Source organism: Rhizobium sp. BK379, assembly GCF_014193955.1.
Classification (GTDB): domain Bacteria; phylum Pseudomonadota; class Alphaproteobacteria; order Rhizobiales; family Rhizobiaceae; genus Rhizobium.
Genome location: NZ_JACIAD010000007.1, coordinates 339,620 through 359,394, shown reverse-complemented (window position 1 = coordinate 359,394; position 19,775 = coordinate 339,620). Strand labels below are relative to the sequence as shown.

Here is a 19,775-nt window from a genome sequence, read left to right as displayed (position 1 = left end):
CCGAGCTATGAGCTATCAGGAAAAATTCCGCCTCGACGGCGAACGGGCTGTCGTTACCGGCGGCGGACGCGCCATTGGACTTTGCTGCGCCCATGCGCTCGCCGAGGCTGGTGCCGCCGTCATCGTGATCGAGCGTAACGAAGCCGACGCAGAGGAAGCGCTGGCGCTTCGGGGCAAGGGATATGACATCGAGGTACGGTTGGGTGACGTCACTGATTCCGCGCGCATGGAGGCCATTGCCAATGAGCTTGCCGATGGTGGCCGGCCGGCATCGATCCTGGTGAACAATGCAGGGATCGGCAAGAACGGCATCCCGTCGGAGGACGTCACCGACGCCGACTGGCTGCGGATGATGGACGTCAATGTCAATGGCGTCTTCTGGTGCTCGCGTTCCTTCGGCCGTCACATGGTTGCGATGAAACGCGGTGCAATCGTCAATCTCGGTTCGATGTCGGGCATCATCTGCAACCGGCCGCAGGCGCAGACGCCTTATAATGTTTCGAAGGCGGCTGTGCATCACATAACGCGCTCGATGGCCGCCGAGTGGGCCCAGCACGGCGTCAGGGTCAATGCCGTCGCGCCGACTTACATCGAAACGCCGATGGTGGCGGCAGTCGAAGCCAATCGTGAACGGATTCCGATCTGGCTCAACGATACGCCGATGGGACGAATGGGCACGCCGGAGGAGGTTGCCAGCGCCGTTCTCTTCCTTGCATCCGGTGCAGCAAGCCTGATGACGGGTGCAATCGTCAGCGTCGACGCAGGTTTCACCTGCTGGTAGATGCAATATAGTTCGCAGGCGCTGTGTCCGCAGGCGCCTGCATTCCATCAGGTTCAACTCCGAGCCGGGTCGTCCCTCACGGCATCGGCGAACTTGCGCATCAGGCGGACCAGATTGTCGAGATCATCGGGATCCCAGGTCTTGAATATCTCGATCCCCATGCGCTCGCGCGCGGCATCGACACGATCCGTCATCGATTTGCCTTGCGGGGTCACGATTGCTTCGCTGACGCGCCGGTCCGTCGCGCTGGCCTGACGTTGGATTAGGCCGAGGCTCTCCAGCTTGGCGACCTGACGGCTGACCGTCGTGTAGTCACGGCCGGCACGGTCGGCCAGCTCGACCACGCCGATTGGCCCCAGTCTCTCGATACCCACCAGCAGGGGAAAGAGCGCACGGTCGAGCGAAATTCCAGCCTCCCTGACCATTGCTTCGTCCCGTTGCGGACGGTTCATGACGCTGACGATTTCAAGGAGTGATCCATGAAGGTCACGGATACAGTTTGAGATATGTGTATTTTGCACATTTTTTGTTGACGGCATTCCTATTCTCCTATTATGTGCATAATACACATAAATGAGGAGCTACGGCAATGACAGATGAAGATGCAATCGATGTTTTGATTTGTGGCGCCGGCGCTGCCGGCCTGACACTGGCGATCGATCTGGCGCGGCGCGGCATATCCTTCCGGCTGATCGAGAAAATGGATGATCCGTTTCGCGGCTCACGCGGCAAGGGCCTCCAGCCGCGAACCCTGGAAGTCTTTGAGGATCTCGGTATCGTCGACAGGATTGCCGCTTCCGGCAGCCTCTATCCGCACCAGCGCGAATATCATGGCGACGGTAGCGTGAAGGATGTTGCGCTTTTCGAGGTCGGTGAACCGATCCCGGCCGAGCCCTACGGCACGCCGCTTCTCGTCCCCCAATTTCTAACGGAGGCAGCAATGCGCGAACGCCTCGCAGAACTCGGTCATTCTCCGGAATTCGGTTGCACACTGATTGCCTTCGAACAGGACCGGCAAGGTGTCACCGCAAGGATCGCTAAGGATGGGGAGGAGCAAATTGTGCGGGCGCTTTACCTCGTTGGCACCGACGGTGGTCGAAGCTTCGTCCGCCATGCACTTTCCATCAACTTTCCGGGAAAGACGCTCGGCGTTCGCGCGATCGTCGCCGATGTGACGCTGGCAGGTTTGAGCAGTGACGTCTGGCATCGATTCAACGAGGGATCAATGGAAACGCAGATCTCCTTTTGCCCCTTGGCCGAGACAGGCCTTTTCCAGATGCAGGGGCCGATACCCCTTGAGGGTGAAATCGATCTCTCCGCCGAGGGGCTTTCGGCCCTCACGGTTGAGCGCACAGGCCGCACCGATATCAATATTCGATCGGTTTCCTGGGCTTCGGCATTCAATATGAACGCCCGGCTTGCCGACAGCTATCGCGTTGGCCGTGTCTTTCTCGCCGGCGACGCAGCCCATATCCACCCGCCGACAGGTGGCCAGGGCCTGAACACCAGCGTTCAGGACGCCTATAATCTTGGCTGGAAACTGGCCGCCGTCCTGTCGGGTGCTCCAGAGGGGCTGCTTGACACCTATGAGGAAGAACGCCGTCCGATCGCAGCCGGTATGCTAGGGCTCGCCACCAGGCTGCTCGACGAAGCGAAACGCGGCGAGATACGGCGTGGCCGCGAGGTTCACCAGCTTGACATCGGCTATGGCGGATCCAGCCTGTCGCTCGACGATCCGCTGCGTCAGGCTCGTATCCTCGCCGGGGACCGCGCTCCCGACGCGCTGCTGAAGGGTGCCGCAGGTCAGGCTACCCGGCTGTTTGAGCTCTTCAAAGGTCCGCATTGGACACTTCTTGGATTTGAGGCGGCAGTCATTTCCATTCAGCCGCGCAAGGGCCTGCATATTCATAGGATTGGACAAGGCGGCGATCTCATGGACAGCGAAAACCGGTTCCGCGAAACCTATGACATCGCGTCGGGCGAGTGGATCCTTGTCCGTCCCGATGGTTATATCGGCGCGATCGTATCGCAGCCCGAAGTGGCAGCATTGGAAACCTATCTTCGGTCTGTCGGATTGCAGGCAGGTGCAACGGTAACGCATTGAAACATGCTTCCGCGATATGTCCGGCAGCGAATCCGCAAATATTTATGGCGCGGAATCTTCAAGGATTTTCAGCAACGTGCCGCTATGATTGTGATGACAACGGCGTTGGCAACGGTTGCGCATCGGGCATTTGGCCGCCTTGTGCTTCCGTCGCCTGCGACCGGTATGACACAATAACGGATCACTCATGCCGAAATTCCTGTTCGCTTCGATATTCGCACGCACCAGCCGAGCTATCGGTCTTCGCCTGCTTGCCCTTTCACTTGGACTGCTGATTTTCGTTGTTACGGGTCATGCTGAAGATGTCCTGCGCATTCCCTATTCGTCCGATATAGGCAGTCTCGACCCCGACAACGGTTTTGAGGTTGCCGGATTGACGACGCTCGACAGCGTCTACGAGGGTCTCGTCAAATATGAAGCCGGCTCAACGAAGATCGCCGGCTTGCTGGCAAAGAGCTGGGAGGTATCGGGGGACGGTCTGGCCTATACGTTTCACCTTGTCGACGGCGTCAAGTTTCATGACGGTACGGACTTGAACGCGGATGCGGTTGTCACCTCATTCAAGCGCCGTCGCGACGGCGGTCTTGTCCAGAACTATACGCTCGCCAACATGGCAGATATCGCAGCACCGGATGCTTCCACCGTCGTCATCACGCTGCACCATACACAGCCTTCCTTCATGGATAGTCTCGCAAGCCCGTGGGGACCGAAAGTCATCAGCCCGGGAGCCCTTTCCGATCATGCCAAGGGCGACCTTGCCACGGGATGGCTGACCGATCATGCGGTTGGAACCGGGCCCTTCAAGCTCGCCGAATTCAAGCGAGGTGAGCGATATGTGCTCGAGCGGAACGCAAACTATTGGGGGGCAAAAACTTTTTTCGGCAAGGTGGAGTTCTTGGTCATTCCTGATATCGGCCAGCAGATTCTCAAATTGAAAGCCGGTGAGATCGATGCCGTACCTGCCAATTTCCCGTTCGCGCAGCTCAGTAGCCTGCCAGCCGATCTGCAAATAACGTCGGCTCCCAGCATGACACAATACGAGGCCTTCATTAAGCCGGGATCGCCGCTCGACGATGCCGAGGTTCGCAAGGCGGTTCTGACCGCGATCAACCCGAATTTGTGGGCGAGCGATGCTTTCGGGCAATATGCGCATGTTTCGAAATCGCTCTATCCGAACATCATGCTGGATCCGGGTCAGCCAGTACAGTTTCCGGCGGATATCGAGGCAGCGAAATCTGCCATCGCCAGGCACGGAGCGGTCACCCTCAGCATCGGACTCTACAGCGCCAATCCGAGCTACGGGCGTATTGCCGACCTGATGATCGCCGGGCTATCTCTCATCGGTGTCCAGGCCACCTCCCATATCATGCCGCCGGGGGCGGCCTATGCCATGAAGGGCGACCCTGCAGCTCCGGACATGCTGCTGATCATCGCTTCACCGGACGCGGCTCATCCCGACAATCAGGCGAAGGCCTTCTTCACCAAGGATGCGCCGCTCAATCTTTACGGCAGGGCGCTTCCGGATGCGGATGCGCTTGTCGCGGAAGGCGCGTCCAAAGCGGATATCGGCGCGCGCAACGCGCTTTATGAAAAAGCCGGCCAGATGTATTTCGATGCAGGCCATTTCATCCCGCTCGTCGATGTCGACGACGTTGTAGTTCATCGCACGGGGCTGAAGGATCTGGGTCTGCGGCCGGTCTTTCCAAGAGGCAGCATCGATTTTTCGAGCGTGAGACGCTGATGGCCGGGGTGCCGGCCTCAGATGGAGTTCGTGGCTCTAACTCAGCCTGTGAGGCATGATGGCTGTGAGCAAGGCAGTCCTCTCCATCGCCAATCTCAGTGTCGTCCTGCGGCGAAGCGATCGTGATCACCTTGTGCTCGATGGGATCAATTTCGAGGCGCTCCCGGGTGAGATCATTGCGGTCGTCGGAGAGAGCGGCTCGGGCAAATCTACGCTTGGAGCAACAATTCAGGGTCTTCTGCCGGCCTCTAGCGAGCCGAAGGTCAGCGGCTCGATCGATCTTGCCGGTTTGGAGATAGTGGGGGCAGAGCCGCGGGTTCTTCGTGCGGCACGTCACTCGCTTGTGCGTGCCATTCCCCAGGATCCGATGGGTGCCCTCAACCCGACGATGACGATCCGCCATCAACTCCGGGAATCGGCCGATGGAGACGACAGCTTCATCGGGGATTGGCTTGGCAGGGTCGGACTCGAGAACACGAAAGCCATACTCGACACATTTCCGCATCGCCTGTCTGGTGGGCAGCGCCAGCGCGTCCTGATCGCGATGGCATTGATGGCACAGCCAAAAGTTCTGATTGCCGATGAGTCAATTACCTCACTCGACTTAACCTTGCGAAGTAAGGTTCTCGAACTGCTACGCAAGATCGCTCGGGAGCAGCAGACTACAATTCTTTTCATCACCCATAATCTTGTCGCAGCTGCATCGCTCGCGGATCGCGTGCTTGTAATCTATGGCGGGCGGATTCTGGAATTGGGTAGAACGGCAGATGTTTTGACAAATCCCGGCCATCCTTATCTCGCCGGTCTGCTTGCCACTCGATTCGATTTTGACACGGATCGCATGCACCTTCTGCCTACTCTGCCGGTCGAGCGGATGAGGCTTGCTGATCCGGAAAACGTTTGTTGTTATGCCTCCCGTTGCCTCATCGTCCGGGACAAGTGCTTAAACAGCCGGCCCCAACCAACACAGCTTTCTGTCAGCGGCCACACCGCGGCGTGCTTCTTCACCGACCTGGTCAAATCCAGCGCAGATCAACTTCGTTCTACGGAAGTCTGGCCGATGGTCACAGCGGCGAAGCCCGTGGAAGCGCTGCGGCTGTCTAATGTCAGGAAGAGCTTCACATCCACCGGCCCCTTTGGTCGCCGCAGATCTCAGCAGGTGCTGGAATCGGTCAATCTTTCGGTCGCGCTTGGTGAGTGCGTGGCCCTGCTTGGGAAAAGCGGTGCCGGCAAATCGACGATTATCAGGCTCGCGGCCGGACTTCTGCTGCCTGATGGTGGAGAGATTTTCCGTATCGACAATGCGCCACAAATTGTCTTTCAGGATGCTGCGGCATCCCTCACGCCTTGGCTTTCCGTCGGCGAACAGATCGGTGATCGGTTACGGTATCTCGGTCTTAGCAAGGCAGAGCGCCTTCAAAAGGTTGGCAGGGCGCTTGAAATGGTCGGTCTTGATGAGAGCCTCATGTCTTCACTGCCGGCCGGTCTGTCCATCGGTCAATGCCAGCGTGCCGTCATCGCCCGCGCGATCATCGTGCCGCCGAAACTTCTGCTCTGCGACGAGCCGATCAGCGCGCTCGATGTATCGCTTGCTGCCACCACGTTGAACCTTCTCGGCGAGATCAGGCGCCGCCTAGACATGGCCGTGCTTTTCGTTACCCATGATCTGGCTGCCGCAAGAATAATCGCCGATCGTATCGCTGTGCTGGATGAAGGTCGGGTGGTGCAGCAGGGTGATCCAGACAAGATCACTGACGGTTTTAATGTACCATCGATGGGCTCCGTTCTCGCAGCGATGCCGAGAACCCAAGCGAGCACAAGCGGACCGGACCTATGAACGTTCCCGAGTTCCTTCCCGAGGAACGCTTCGTGCGCTGGCCCGTTGTTCTCGGCCGCACCAGCTGGATCGACCGGATTGGGCTTTTTGGCGTCATTGCCGTAACGATCATCGCGTTGTTCGCCGCATGGCTCACGCCATTCGACCCGCAGCTCCGTGTCGCGGCGGCCTATCTGCCGCCTTCCGCCGAGCACTGGTTCGGGACAGACGAGATTGGGCGTGATCTCTTCTCGCGTATCGTCATCGGTATCCAATATACATGGCTGCCCGCGCTTGCCCTTGTCCTCATCAGCCTCGTCGTCGGCACATGCGTCGGCATGATACCCCGTCTCATCAGCCGCAGGCTCGACATGCTGGCGCAATGGGTAGCCGAGTTCTTCCTGGTCATGCCATCGACGCTGGTGGCGCTGGCGATAATCGCCACCCTGGGCGGAGGACTTACTAATACGATGATTGCGATGGGTATCGCGTGGTGGCCCTGGTATGCGCGCATATCCCGCGACGAGCTTCGGCGGCTGAACGCTCGTCCACATGTCGAGGCTGCAAGAATTGCCGGTATCAGCGGCCCGCGCCTGCTGCTGCGCTACCTCCTTCCGGGCGCGCTTCCGGCCCTGCTCGTGGCGGCGACACTGGATGTCGCAACGGCCATTATGACGATGTCGCTCATGTCCTTCATCGGGCTCGGCCAACCGGCCCCGGCGCCTGAGCTCGGGGCGATGACATCAAGGGCGCTTGATAGTCTGTCCATTTATTGGTGGCTGCCAATATTGCCGGCGGCGGCCATTTTTCTCATCTGTCTTCTCGCCAATCTCGCGGGAGACGGCCTTCGCACGGCGTTGCGAGGAACCTAGGATATGCTGGTCTACTTTCTAAGGCGCCTATCGGGTCTCGTGGTCGTTCTCTTGGCAATGAGCTTTGCCGTGTTCTGCCTGCAAAGCATCATTCCGGCAGATCCCGCGCGCGCTATCGCCGGACCGCTCACGCCGCTTTCGAGTGTGAACGCTCTTCGCCAGCAACTTGGCCTCGATGATCCTATTATCGTCCAGTATGGCCGGTTTCTCTCGCGCCTCGCTGAAGGTGATCTCGGGACGTCGACCAGAACCCGTCAGCCCGTGGCCGCCGACATAAGAGAATATCTGCCCGCTTCACTCGAACTGTCACTAGCGGCTCTCTGCATTGGCCTTGTACTGGCAGCTGTCATTGCGGTGATGCCCCGTATCCTGGGCGGCTCTGGAGGGTTGAGATTCCTCTTGATCGCGGCCGGCTCGGTTCCGACGTTCATGTCGGCCTTGCTTTTGGTCTATTTTCTCTGGTTCCGTCTTGGCTGGTTGCCGGGTTCGGGCCGGATGAGCGAGGACGATATAGGCGGCCCGACTGGCTTCAACATGATCGACGCGTTGATCGGCGGTAGGGGCGACCTCAGCCTGGATGCCGCCAGACATCTGCTCCTGCCGGCTCTGGCTCTGGCGCTGCCCATTGCCGTGGCTGTGGGACGAAGTCTCGACAGTGCGCTGCGCGAAGTTATGCAGCAGCCCTACATCGGAACTGCGCGGGGAAAGGGTCTTCGGGAGGCGGCGGTCGTCTTGCGCCATGGTCTTCGCAACGCTGCATCTCCGGCATTGGCGATGGTTGGTCTGCAGATCCGGCTTCTGTTCGGCAACCTGCTGATCGTCGAACTCGTGTTCGGGTGGCCGGGCCTTGGGCTTTATATGGTTCAGTCCCTGAGCAGCGCCGATCTTCCAGCCGTGCTAGGAGTCACAGTTGTTCTTGGAACCTTCTACATCCTCGTGAACATCGTCGTCGAAATTTTGCAGACGCTCGCCGATCCGCGTATCGAGCTGTAGCATTCTCGAAACCTATCCCTCCGGCCTAGTTCGCTAGACCTCAACCCTATGGATTTCCGCCGCGATCAGAGTTCATCTGGATATGGCGATCCCGTTGTGGCATGGGGCGGTCTGATGGATGACGAGATCAGGTTGAAGGAAGGCGTTTTGGCGGTGCCCCGTTACGATGGTTCCTCCGAGTCCCGTGATCGGTCGCAGGTCTCAGAGACAAATGTCCGCCGCAGGACCGGGCTCAGCAACTGGCAGGTCAAACGCGTCACCGACTATGTCGATGCGAGACTGGAAGGGCCGGTTCGTGTTGAGGATCTGGCGGCTGCGGCAAAGCTGAGCCCTGGCCATTTCCGCCGCGCCTTTTCGATCAGCTTCGGCATGTCACCCTATGCTTTTGTCATGCAGCAGCGGATCGAGCGTGCCCGGACATTGCTGCTCGCCTCCGAGCATGAAATGGGTGATATCGCCTTTGCTTGCGGCTTGTCGGATCATGCGCATTTCAGCCGGTTGTTCCGGCGTTTCGTCGGAACGACACCCAGCCAATGGCGCCAAGATCTTGCGGCGCAAAGCGCCGTTCAAGATGGTATCCGTTAAGCCGGATTACGCCCCCGCCATGATCAACTGATGGCGAGAGCCAGCGTGGTGCGTTTGTCGCCGCTAGTCATGCTGACAGGGCCTCGAGTTCTTTGACTGACGGCCTGATGTGGATTTCACGCGGCGGCGGCTTGGCGTGAAGGTCGCGCACCGGCAGGCTGAATGTGATCGATGCACCGCCGCGAAGCCCATTCTCGGCCCACAGTCGTCCGCCGTGGGATTCGATGATGGACCGGCAGATCGCAAGGCCCATGCCCATCCCATCCTGCTTCGTCGTGTAGAACGCCTCGAATATCTTCTCGGTGTCGCCGATCCCGGTGCCCAGGTCGCTCACTTCCACTTCGACGGTGTCGCCGTCCCGCAGCCTGGACTCGATTTTCAGTGTACGGGCTCTGGGCTCGATATCCTGCATCGCTTCGATGCCGTTGCGGATGAGGTTGAGGATCACCTGTTCCATTTGCACATGGTCCGCGCTGGTCGAAGGCAGATAAGGATCGAGATTGACATCGAGCTTCACCTTGTTGGAGGCGAGCCTGTCGGCGATCAGTTCGCAGGCATCGTTGATCAGATTGTTCAGATCGACTGTGGTTCTGGGGTAGGCGGTCTTGCCGAACAGCGCCCTGATGCGGCTGACCACTTCGGCGGCCGCATCGGCATCGCGCACGATCCAGTCGGCGGACCGCAGGGCGCGTTCGAGATTCGGCGGTTCCGCGCTCAGCCAACGGCGGAATGCATTCGCATTGGCCACCACCGCCTGCAGCGGTTGATTGAGTTCATGCGCAATCGAGACGGAAAGTTCCGACATGCTGGCGGCGCGCAGGGCCCTTGCCAATCTCTCGTCGGATTGGCGCAGCGCCTCCTGCGCACGGACCTCATCGTCGATGTCGAGATTGACGCCGTACCAGCGAATGATCTTGCCATTCTCGTCGCGCAGGGGTTCGACGCGTGAATCCATCCATCGATACTGCCCGTCCTTATGGCGAAGCCGGCCCTTGTGATTGATGGGCTGACCCGTCGCAATGGCATGTCTGAACGCCTCCGTCACTGCGGCGCGATCCTCGGGATGGACAAGTTCTGCTTCGGCAGCGACCTCTTCCGTCGTCCTCGAATGAATATCGCCTTCGTTGAGCCCTGCCCATTCGGAGAAGCGCTTGTTGAGATAGCAGGGAAGTCCTTCGGGGGTCATGAGCCAGATCAGAGACGGTACCGTATCGACGATGAGGCGCAGTTCCGCCTCCCGCTGGCGCGCTGCTTCATGCGCTTCCATCTCGTCATGGATGTCGAGGCAGACACCGTACCACTGAATGATCTGGCCATCGGCATCGCGAAGCGGCTCGGCTTTCCCGTCGATCCAGCGATAGACGCCATCGCAGCGCCGCTGCCGATATTTCAGGGCGAAGCGTTCGCCGGTTTTGAAAGCCCGTGAAAGGCTCTCCTGAAACAGCGTCTGGTCTTCGGGGTGGATAGTGTCGATGATCGCTGTCGCGAACCTCCTTGTATCCACGGGATCATTGCCCTGCAGCGAAATCCCGGTCCAGTGCATTAGGGGCTTGTTGATATAGGAGGTTTCGCCGGCCGGGCTGGCGCACCAGATGAGAGCCGGGACTGTGTCGATCATCTGCTGCAGCTGCTCCCGGCTTTCCCGCAGAGCAGCTTCCGCCTTTCGCTGATCGTCGATATCGACCGATGTCGCGAACCACGCCGTAATGTGGCCGTGTTCGTCACGCGAGGCGATGGCGGAATCGCGAAGCCATCGGTAGGTCCCGTCGGCGCGTCGCACACGCTGCTCTTCGAAGATCGGCTCGCCTGTCCTGAGGCTGTGTTCCCATCGCTGCTTGCATCCCTCGACATCGTCGGGATGCACGAAGAGGCTCCACCATGAATGATTGTCTAGCTTGGCGATCCTGCTCATTTCCTCGGCAGTCACGCCGACAAAGTCGAGCGCCTTCGGATTCAGGAAGCGCAGGCGGCCGTCAGGATAGGCCGACCAGCCAAAGCCCGGAATGTCTTCGATATTGGGCTGGATATTCTTGTAAACGCGGTCGAACAGGCTCTGCGGCTTGAAGACGTTGATGAAAAACCAGAGCGCAGTGGCCGAGCAGGCGAACATGACGACCCGCACGGGTTCATCATCGCCGAAATTGGCGGGGGAGAGAATGATGGTCGCCGTCAACAAACAGCCGATGAGCAGCACGGCCAGACCTGTGCGCCAGCTTGTATAGAGCCAGATGGCGACCATTGCGACGAGAATGCCGGAGGTGTCTGCGAAAAGCCCTGCCAGCAGGATGCCGCTGCCGCCAATAGCCATGGCCGTGACGATCCGTACTTTTGACGATGTCAACTGCATGGGAGTCCTCTTTGCTTCGCTGTCGTTGTCTTTTCCCCGACCTGACGCTGGTGGATAATTTCAGCCATCGTTCATCCGGACATGCGACGGCAGCGCCTGCCAGACATTGAAAAGCTGCGCCACCGAACTGACCTGCATTTTTTTCATCATATTGCTGCGGTGAAGCTTCACCGTAAATTCGCTGATCCCGAGGGAGAAGGCTATCTGTTTGTTGACTTCGCCGGATACGACCAGCTTCAGAACCTGGCGTTCGCGTACCGTGAGGGTTTCAAAAAGGGAGACGTATCGATCGGCTGCAGACAAGGCGTTCCTGCGGCTGATATCTGTTGCGATGGCGCTGGACACGGCATCGAGAAAGGTCTGGTCCCGTACGGGTTTGGTCAGGAAATCCTGCGCTCCGGCCTTCATTGCCTGCACGCTCATTGCAATATCCCCGTGTGCCGTCAGAAAAAGCACGGGCGTGGTGACGCCATTACGGGTCAAATGATGCTGCAGGTCCAGACCACTGATGCCGGGCATACGAACATCCAGGACGACGCAACTCGGGCGGTCGGGCAGCTTCGCTTCGAGAAATTCCCGGCCCGATAAAAACGTCATTGCGTCGATGCCGACCGAATTCAGCAGGTTCTCCAGAGCCGCGCAAACGGTCTCATCGTCGTCAACCAAAATCGCGACCGGACTTTTCGACCCCTTGGAGGTGGCCACCCCCATGCATGATCCTCCAACTGCCAGCAGACATGCCGCTTCCCCGAACTGCGTGAGAATACCGTCATCGATGAGAAAATTGAAGGAGGGGGCAACTAAACCAAGTATATATTGCGGAGCACATTTTTATATGTCTGGGTTCTTGCGGCCCAGCATGGTGCTATGCAGGAATGCGCCCGCCTCCGGCTAGCGGGACGCAACCTTGAGCGCCGTCGGACGATGCTCGAGTGGCATGGCGAGCGTTTCGCCATTCACGATGAAATATGCGACATTCGGTTCGGCTTGCGACGACGAGGATGTCGCGAGCGGCACATAGATTTTTGCGGACGCCTTGGGCGCCGATGTAGCTCCATAGCCGAGATATGCAAGTATCGCGATTATCAGGCCGCCGATGATCAGGAGCGGAAGCCTGGGCGTCTCGAGAGGCTTGTACCGAGAGCTTGGGTCATATCTCATCATAGCCGCCTTTGATCGATCTTGGTCGTGATCAGCTTACAGGCGGCTAGCGGGCTAAGCAGTTATACGAAGGTGTGCGACGGGGGCAACGAAGGTGTGCCTTGCGATGGTTCTGCGCGGGTGCATCCGCGCGGCTTACCTGACGCAATGGGCGGACTACCTGTTTGCAATGATGAGAGAATTTGACCGACTTGCGGATTAATCTTGCAGCCGAACCTAGCCCCCTGGCGTATTTTGGCGAACAGGGCCGCATGGTATTATTGCGGCCACATGACCACGTCGCCAGGTGAAATTTCGGCGTGGCTCTCAGCTGACGGGAACCCCTTCGTGAACGCGGCACACCGGAGCAGTGTCAGACTTGATCGCTGTCCGGCGGTAGGGGAGTTCTGCAAAGCAGTCGTTTGGAGGCGCGGAAAGCCATGATGATCGATCAAGTCAGCACGAGCGACGAGCCGGTTGTCTGTATCGTCGACGACGAGGGCACTGTCAGGGCTTCTCTCGTGGACCTTTTCGAGTCGGTGGCGATGAAGGCCATCGCATTCGAGAGCGCTTCGGATTTTCTGGAGCGCTGCGATATGAGGCAGGCCGGCTGCATTCTCCTCGACGTGCGGATGCCCGGCATCAGTGGCCTGGACTTTCAGGACCAGCTCGCCGCCGCCGGCAACACCATGCCCATTATCTTCATGTCAGGTCACGGAAGTGTTCCGCTGACCGTAAAGGCAATGAAGGCAGGAGCGACGGATTTCCTGATCAAGCCGTTTGCAGGCAGCGCCGTGATCGCCGCCGTTGGCGAAGCAATCAGGCGAGATGCCGAGAACCGGAAAGAGGCTGCTATCCGCGCCCAGTTGCAAATTTGCGAGGCCAGGCTTACTCCGCGCGAGCGGGAAGTCTTGCATTATGTCGCAGCCGGATTGATGAACAAGCAGATTGCACATGAAATGCAGATCAGCGAAATCATGGTGAAACTGCACCGGGGACGAATGATGAAAAAGATGCAGGCCGGCTCCCTCGCGGAGCTCGTTCGCAAATTTGACATGTTGAAACCGGATCTCAAACTGTATCAGTAACCTGCGTGGCGCCTGGCTCATTGCCCGAAAAAGAAGAATTGTACTTACGCAATGGCAAGTTCCCCCAACAAGACAGTCGCCGTCATTGATGACCATCGCTATCTCAGGGAATCCCTCAAGGATTTGCTCGAGGCGGCCGGTTATGAATGCGAGCTCTATGAGTCAGCCGAGACATTCCTGAGCGAAAAAGGCTATTCGCTTGCTGATTGCATTCTTGCCGATGTCAGAATGCCGGGAATGTCAGGCGTAGAGATGCTCCAGGCATTAGGCAGACTGCCATCCCATCCGCCTGTCATCATCATGACGGCACACGGGGACAAGGAGGTCGAAGCCGCCGTCTCTCAGGCAGGTGCTGTTGCCTTTCTCAAGAAACCCGTCAATGCCGATTTGCTGATGTCGTGGCTGGAGCGCGCGATCAGGGATTATCGCGGAGGCTAAAATACCCTGCAGAAGTGCGCAGGTCCTGCATTCGGAATTGCGTTGTCACGCGTGAGCGGCCTGTTCCATCTCAAACGGCAGGGTAAAAACGAACTTCGCTCCGTGTGGATCGGCCTGCTCCACGCTCAACCGTCCACCGTGAGATTCGATGATGGAGCGGCTGATCGCCAGCCCCATTCCCATCCCCTGTCCTTTCGTCGTGAAAAAGGGTTCGAATATTCTATCGGGGAATTCGACGCCCGGGCCGCGATCGCTGATCTCGATCTGCACTGCATCCATGGCGCGGCAGGCGCGAATGCGCAGGACGCGGTCGTTGCCGGCAGAATCCATGGCCTCCAGGCCGTTGCGGATCAGATTGATCAGGACCTGTTGAACCTGAACCCGATCGAAGGCGATCGGCGGAAGGTCTCGCTCGAACTCGAGATCCATGCGCACGCGCCGCCGCATCGCCTCCTCGGCCATGAGGTCGCGCGCTTCTCTGACCACGCTATCGAGTGCGGTATAATCTCTCGATGTTTCCGAGCGTTTGAATAAAGCACGGATGCGGCCGACGACTTCGACGGCGGAATGAGCGCTTGCCGAGATACGTTCGACCGCTTTCTGCGCCCGTTCTATATTGGGTGGTTCCGCTGAGAGCCAGCGCTGGCCGACATCCGAGCTTGATATGACGGCCGCGAGAGGCTGGCTGATCTCATGAGCGATCGAAGCGGAAAGCTCGGCCAGGCTTGCTGCCTGGCTTGCACGCGCAAGGTTCAGCTGGGCAAGGCTCAAGGCCTCCTGCACGCGAACCTGATCCTCGACATCGATCGACAGGCCGTACCATTCCACGACTGCGCCGTTCTTATCGCGAAGGGGCTCGAAGCGGCCTTCCGTCCAATGGAACGTACCGTCCGGCCCGCGCCGTCTGTATCGCATCATGAAAGCCTCGCCAGCCTGGATGCAATGCCTGATCCTGCGCTTCACTTCCGGCCCATCCTCGGGATGGAGAAGCTCCTGCGCTGCCCGTGCAAACTCCTCGAAATTTGCTTTGAAAAGTCCGAGTTCCTGCATGTAGCGTCTGCTGACATAGGAGAGCTCTCCCGCAGGCGTCCAACTGCAGATGTGTACCGGCAAGGCATCGATGAGCCGTTGAAGATGCCGTTCACTTCGCTGCAGCGCCTCTTCGGCGTGGACCTGATCGTCGATATCATGGCAAAGGCCATACCACTGGCTGATGCGCCCATGCCGGTCATGTATCGAATCCGCGCGGCTCGACATCCAGTGATAGACGCCATCATGGCGGCGCAGGCGGTATCGCGTGGAAAAGCTTTTGCCGGTGGCGAAGCAATATCGGAGCGCATCCCTGAAGCCCGTGGCATCATCGGGATGGATCGCCATCTCGATCATTGCTTCGAGCCGGCTCATGCCTGGCTTTTGGATATCGGCGATATCCCGGCCGAGGTAATCGATCATCTGCTTGTTAAAAAAGATTGGCTCGCCGTCTGCCGTTAGCCGCCAGATGTGAGATGGCACCCTATCGACGAGTTCGGCAAGCGCCCGTTCTCGTTTGCGCAATGCCCTGGCGCTCCGGCTGACGATCATCCCCCGCTCCCGGCGACACATTCGCGTCTCAACAGGCTGAAATGCCCTGCACAGGATTTATCCCACGATACAGTGGAAGACGGAAGCAATTCATACGCGAACGTATCTTGGCATCAGATCGCTTCGATCCGCCCAATGGTTGTCCCGTCGATGACGAGTGGGCGCTCTCATCTGCAGCCGGGTTTCAAGACAGATGACCGCCCGCGCTGTTCATTTGTCTATTCTGGGCACAGTTCCTTGTCCTTGCGCACGGCTAATGGAGACCGATGCGACAGCTTATTTCCTGGGTCTCAACAAGGAGAATTAGGATGCTAGATCTAAAGGATAAAGTGGCTGTCATCACCGGCGGCAATAGCGGGATTGGCAAGGCGACGGCGCTCCTTTTCGCCAAGGAGGGAGCGAAAGTCGTCATCACCGGACGTCGTCAGGATGTTATTGACGACGCGGTTCGCGAGATTGGCCATGGAGCGATCGGAATTTGTGGCGATGTTGCCAGCATCGATTTCCATCGCCGGCTCGCGACTGAGGTTGCGGAGCGCTTTGGCGTAGTCGATATCTATATGGCCAATGCCGGCATTATCAATCTCGCGGCGTCAGAGGCGGTCAGTGAGGCCGAATACGACCAGCACTTTGCGGTCAATACGCGCGGCGTCTTCTTCGGTGTTCAGACCATCGCTCCGCATATGCGCGATGGCGGAAATATTATCGTCACGAGTTCTCTGGCCGGGACAAAGGTTCTGCCGAACCACACTGTCTATGCCGGCACCAAGGCTGCGCTCGCCGCATTTGCCCGCAATTGGGCGATTGAATTCAAATCGCGCCGGATCCGTGTCAACATTCTTAGCCCCGGTCCGGTCGAAACCGAGATCCTGGGAAAACTCGGCGTCAGTGAAAGCAACCGTCCGCAATTCAAGCAGCAGATGGCTGACCTGATACCGGCAGGACGTCTCGGGCGCCCCGAAGAACTGGCTCAGGCCGCGCTCTTCCTCGCTTCGGCTGGTACCTTCGTGAACGGAATCGAACTTCACGTCGATGGAGGCATGTGCGTGGCCTGACACTGGCGCGTGAGATTTCGTGTGGCCGGATCGCGTGCCGGCCGCGCGAGCGTTCGCTCGGATTAGTCCCGTTACGCCTGCGGCCCGCGGTGGAGGACAACGTGCGCTCCGACGCAAAATCAGACATTGGTCGGATTTATCGAACGAGGGCTGTATGGCCGACGCGGTCAGGATCGGGCCTCACAATGCCGGTAGCTCCCAGGCAAACCGGTTTTGAGGGCGACCCGTGGGCGACTCTTCAGTCGTTACCGCACGAAAAGCCCTAGAACGGAGGTTTGGATTGCTGCGGAGCGCGGCCAATACAATGATAGCGCCGCTCACGTCGGCTATTGCAGCGCCCGGTGGCATCCGACCATTTTCCCATCCATTTGCTCGCGATTAGTTGAACAAAAAAGACTCGACACCTGAATAATTGCGCCATATTAAATTGTGCACAATCAAAAAGAGGAAGCCACTTATGCATAAAATCCTGAAATCCGTATTCGCACTCGGCGCACTGGCAGCTCTTGCCGTCCCTGCTGCCGCTGAATCTGCAAAGCCGACGGTGGTGCTCGTGCACGGCGCGTTTGCCGATGCTTCGAGCTGGAACGATGTTATCGCTCGCCTCGAAAAGGATGGTTATCCGGTTGTCGCGGTCGCCAATCCGCTGCGCAGTGTGAAGTCGGATGGTGATTATGTCGGTCGTGTTGTCGCAGGAATAAAGACGCCGGTCGTTCTCGTCGGTCATTCCTATGGCGGTTCGGTCATCAGCGAGGCCGCGACAGAGGCGAAAAATGTCGAGGCACTGGTCTATGTCGCTGCCTTCGCCCCCGAGAAGGGCGAGTCTGCTGCCGACCTCTCGGGCAAGTTCCCAGGCAGTACCCTGGCACCGACGCTTGCCGAGCCCGTTGCATTGGAAAATGGCGGAAAGGATCTGTATATCCAGCAGGACAAGTTTCATGAGCAGTTCGCTGCCGATGTGCCGGCAAAGACCGCCAAGCTGATGGCAGCAACTCAGCGTCCGATCACCGAGGCGGCCTTGACGGAGGGAGCCCCCGGCGCGGCGTGGCAGACCATTCCGTCCTGGTTCATCTACGGCGACGCGGACAAGAATATTCCTGCCAAGGCTCTTGGCTGGATGGCTGAGCGTGCCCATTCCAAGGAAACCGTCGTCGTGAAGGGTGCATCCCATGTCGTAATGGTTTCTCATCCTGACAAGGTTGCGAAGATCATCGAAGAGGCGGCTTCCGCCAAGTAACGCTCAAACTTCGACTTGCTCCTGAATGGGCTCCGTCCTCGTCGGCGGAGCCCAGATGTTATTGCGGTAGGGGCGAAGTTCTAAACAATCTGAAATTGTGCATCGCCGGCAGATGATGATGAATGGCCTTTTTCTGCAAGCTGATTGCCAGCAGGTAGTTTCTCTCCTGTCTCAAGAGGTCGTCGGCTGCGTTCCAGTCGCTTTCGCGTTCGGCTCCCCAACCTTGGTTTGGGAGGTAAGCCTCAGGTTTGGATGGTAATTTTGAGGCCCGCTTATCCAAGGAGGTTGCGATGCAGGTCACGAAATTCATTGTCTACGCGATGGTCGGCTTCAACATATTGCTTGCCGGCTGGCTGGCGCTGTACATGCTCTACGATCCCGAAAGCTGGTATTATTTTATTCCCGGCGTCACCGATACAGGGATGTACAACCAGCACTTCATTCGCGATATCGGCATCATCCAGGGCTTCATAGCGCTTGCATTTGCCTTTGGGGCCTGGAAGCCTGGCCGGCGGGTCGAGATGTGGGCCGGGGCGACCCTCTGGCTCATCGCCCATGCAACGTTTCATCTTTGGGAAGTCGCTGTCGGCATCTGCTCTTCGTCGGTGATCCTGCGCGACTTCCCGGCGGTGAGCCTGCCCGCGATCTTCGGGATCATTGCAACACTTTGGGCAATTCAGCAGGCCACAGCCTCCGCGAGCCGGCAAGGAGTTGCAGGCATTCGGGCATAGAGCGCGGGTGCTCAACCCATAAAAAAGGAGGCGCTTTGCGGCGCCTCCTTCTTTCGTCTGCGACGGTTAGCATCTGCGTAAGCGCTAAGCCGCCATCATCGATCGGGAAAGCCAGTCGTGGAACGTCAGGGTTCCGGCAAGGGCATCGGCTCTCGGAAGGAGTGTCGTTTCGGCAAGTTCCACACCGAAGAACGGCGCTGTCGGATCGATCGCAATCGAGCGTGGATCTTCCGTCGCCGTCAGGATCTCGCGCGCCAATTGGTCCAGTTGTACAGGGTCCGGGCCGGCGATCTCGATGATGTCATTGCGGGGCGTGCCGATCATGATCCTCGATATCAAGGTCGAAGCCTCGTCCGCCGCAATCGGTCTGACCAGAGAGGGTGGCAGCCGGAAACCATTCCCATCGGCTGCCAAATCGATGATGCCGTTGAAGAATTCGAAGAACTGGGCGGACCTGATAATGGTATGAGGTAGCCCAGAGGCCCGTATGAGATTTTCCTGCACCATCTTTGCGCGGAAATAGTCGTTTTCCACCAGCCGGTCCGTGGCGACTACGGACAGGGCAAGATAGTGCCCGATGCCAGCATCCTTCGCTGCCGCCAGCAGATTCTTGCCTGCCTGCTTGAAGAAGCCGAGCGCGTTTGAATCACCGAATGATCCGTAATTGGTGACATCGATCAGCACGTCCGCGTCGACAAGCGCCGCCCTCAGCCCTTGGCCGGAATAGGCGTCGACGCCGGTACTGGTCGACACGCCACTGACGGTTTGACCCGCTCGTTCCAATTCGCGAACGATCTTGGATCCCATCATCCCGCTCGCACCAACAACCAAAATCTTCATCTCACACCCTCGGGATAGTGACCCACATGCTGAAAGGATAGCCGTTTCCGGGGGCGGATCGATAAAACGAAGTTTTGGGTTGACCGGAAGCAGGGGCGACGGGTGTTCGCTCGAACCCCATGTTCCCGCGATTAATGTCATTTACCCGGCGTAAGATCCGAAGCCGAACCAAGGTTTGGCAAACCAATGTTAGGGATGCCTGGCATGGCATCGGGCAGTATCTGAGTATCCGTGAGCCGTGTTAACCGGGCACGATGGGGATGATGAACGCAGGGCTTTTTCCGGTTTCTTCCTGCGGCCAACGAAATGGCAGCCGAGCGTCCAACCCATCCGGCTTATGTCGTCGAGCAGGCAAGACCGGCAGAGTTTGCCGCCGGTTTTGTTTCGCTTTGACGACGACGCATGCCCGTAACGGGCGATGGTAAA

At 58.5% G+C, this 19,775-nt stretch carries 18 protein-coding genes; 12 read left to right on the top strand and 6 right to left on the bottom strand.

The window, feature by feature from the left end; all coding sequences use genetic code 11:
- Positions 1–7 precede the first annotated feature (7 nt).
- On the top strand, positions 8–781 hold the full coding sequence (locus FHT93_RS27805) for an SDR family oxidoreductase (protein WP_183850482.1): 774 nt from the start codon (positions 8–10) through the stop codon (positions 779–781).
- Between the two features lie 53 nt (positions 782–834).
- Here FHT93_RS27805 and FHT93_RS27800 read toward each other — a convergent pair whose 3' ends face one another.
- Positions 835–1,320: a MarR family winged helix-turn-helix transcriptional regulator gene (locus tag FHT93_RS27800; protein WP_112546286.1), complete on the bottom strand. Its 486-nt coding sequence runs from the start codon at positions 1,318–1,320 to the stop codon at positions 835–837.
- A gap of 50 nt (positions 1,321–1,370) precedes the next feature.
- Here FHT93_RS27800 and FHT93_RS27795 point away from each other — a divergent pair, with 50 nt between their 5' ends.
- The 6 genes from FHT93_RS27795 (at position 1,371) to FHT93_RS27770 (ending at position 8,892) form a co-directional block, all read left to right on the top strand.
- The gene (locus FHT93_RS27795) at positions 1,371–2,885 is read left to right on the top strand and encodes an FAD-dependent oxidoreductase (RefSeq protein ID WP_183850480.1); all 1,515 of its coding nucleotides are present in this window, start codon (positions 1,371–1,373) and stop codon (positions 2,883–2,885) included.
- Positions 2,886–3,072: 187 nt separating this feature from the next.
- Positions 3,073–4,626 carry an ABC transporter substrate-binding protein gene (locus FHT93_RS27790; RefSeq protein WP_183850478.1) on the top strand — a complete coding sequence of 518 codons (1,554 nt, stop codon included), beginning with the start codon at positions 3,073–3,075 and terminating at the stop codon, positions 4,624–4,626.
- Positions 4,627–4,759: 133 nt separating this feature from the next.
- Positions 4,760–6,463, top strand: coding sequence for an ABC transporter ATP-binding protein (locus FHT93_RS27785; RefSeq protein ID WP_348649810.1), 1,704 nt, complete (start codon positions 4,760–4,762; stop codon positions 6,461–6,463).
- Positions 6,460–7,314, top strand: a complete 855-nt coding sequence (locus FHT93_RS27780; RefSeq protein WP_183850474.1) for an ABC transporter permease — start codon at positions 6,460–6,462, stop codon at positions 7,312–7,314. Before FHT93_RS27785 ends, FHT93_RS27780 begins: the two co-directional genes overlap by 4 nt.
- Positions 7,315–7,317: 3 nt before the next feature.
- Positions 7,318–8,307 carry an ABC transporter permease gene (locus tag FHT93_RS27775; RefSeq protein WP_183850472.1) on the top strand — a complete coding sequence of 330 codons (990 nt, stop codon included), beginning with the start codon at positions 7,318–7,320 and terminating at the stop codon, positions 8,305–8,307.
- Positions 8,308–8,421: 114 nt separating this feature from the next.
- Positions 8,422–8,892, top strand: a complete 471-nt coding sequence (locus FHT93_RS27770; protein ID WP_183850470.1) for an AraC family transcriptional regulator — start codon at positions 8,422–8,424, stop codon at positions 8,890–8,892.
- Between the two features lie 67 nt (positions 8,893–8,959).
- Here the strand turns inward: FHT93_RS27770 and FHT93_RS27765 are convergent, their stop codons facing one another.
- From FHT93_RS27765 to FHT93_RS27755, 3 genes are all read right to left on the bottom strand, one after another.
- Entirely contained in the window at positions 8,960–11,239 is a 2,280-nt protein-coding gene (locus FHT93_RS27765) for a PAS domain-containing protein (protein ID WP_183850468.1), read from the bottom strand.
- 60 nt (positions 11,240–11,299) lie between these two features.
- Entirely contained in the window at positions 11,300–11,950 is a 651-nt protein-coding gene (locus FHT93_RS27760) for a response regulator transcription factor (RefSeq protein ID WP_112546294.1), read from the bottom strand.
- Positions 11,951–12,130: 180 nt separating this feature from the next.
- On the bottom strand, positions 12,131–12,400 hold the full coding sequence (locus FHT93_RS27755) for a hypothetical protein (protein ID WP_183850461.1): 270 nt from the start codon (positions 12,398–12,400) through the stop codon (positions 12,131–12,133).
- A 419-nt stretch (positions 12,401–12,819) separates the two neighbouring features.
- Here FHT93_RS27755 and FHT93_RS27750 point away from each other — a divergent pair, with 419 nt between their 5' ends.
- Both FHT93_RS27750 and FHT93_RS27745 read left to right on the top strand, forming a co-directional pair.
- Positions 12,820–13,467, top strand: a complete 648-nt coding sequence (locus FHT93_RS27750; protein ID WP_183850459.1) for a response regulator — start codon at positions 12,820–12,822, stop codon at positions 13,465–13,467.
- Between the two features lie 51 nt (positions 13,468–13,518).
- On the top strand, positions 13,519–13,905 hold the full coding sequence (locus FHT93_RS27745; protein WP_112969107.1) for a response regulator: 387 nt from the start codon (positions 13,519–13,521) through the stop codon (positions 13,903–13,905).
- 45 nt (positions 13,906–13,950) lie between these two features.
- On the opposite strand, the gene FHT93_RS27740 is transcribed toward FHT93_RS27745, so the two are convergent.
- A complete protein-coding gene (locus FHT93_RS27740) occupies positions 13,951–15,486 on the bottom strand; it encodes a PAS domain-containing protein (RefSeq protein ID WP_183850457.1) in 1,536 nt (511 codons plus the stop codon).
- 308 nt (positions 15,487–15,794) lie between these two features.
- Here FHT93_RS27740 and FHT93_RS27735 point away from each other — a divergent pair, with 308 nt between their 5' ends.
- From FHT93_RS27735 to FHT93_RS27725, 3 genes are all read left to right on the top strand, one after another.
- Positions 15,795–16,541: an SDR family oxidoreductase gene (locus FHT93_RS27735; RefSeq protein ID WP_183850455.1), complete on the top strand. Its 747-nt coding sequence runs from the start codon at positions 15,795–15,797 to the stop codon at positions 16,539–16,541.
- 457 nt (positions 16,542–16,998) lie between these two features.
- The gene (locus tag FHT93_RS27730; RefSeq protein ID WP_183850453.1) at positions 16,999–17,778 is read left to right on the top strand and encodes an alpha/beta hydrolase; all 780 of its coding nucleotides are present in this window, start codon (positions 16,999–17,001) and stop codon (positions 17,776–17,778) included.
- Between the two features lie 290 nt (positions 17,779–18,068).
- Entirely contained in the window at positions 18,069–18,509 is a 441-nt protein-coding gene (locus FHT93_RS27725) for a hypothetical protein (RefSeq protein ID WP_112969111.1), read from the top strand.
- Between the two features lie 84 nt (positions 18,510–18,593).
- Here FHT93_RS27725 and FHT93_RS27720 read toward each other — a convergent pair whose 3' ends face one another.
- The gene (locus FHT93_RS27720; protein WP_183850451.1) at positions 18,594–19,349 is read right to left on the bottom strand and encodes an NmrA family NAD(P)-binding protein; all 756 of its coding nucleotides are present in this window, start codon (positions 19,347–19,349) and stop codon (positions 18,594–18,596) included.
- Positions 19,350–19,775 lie beyond the last annotated feature (426 nt).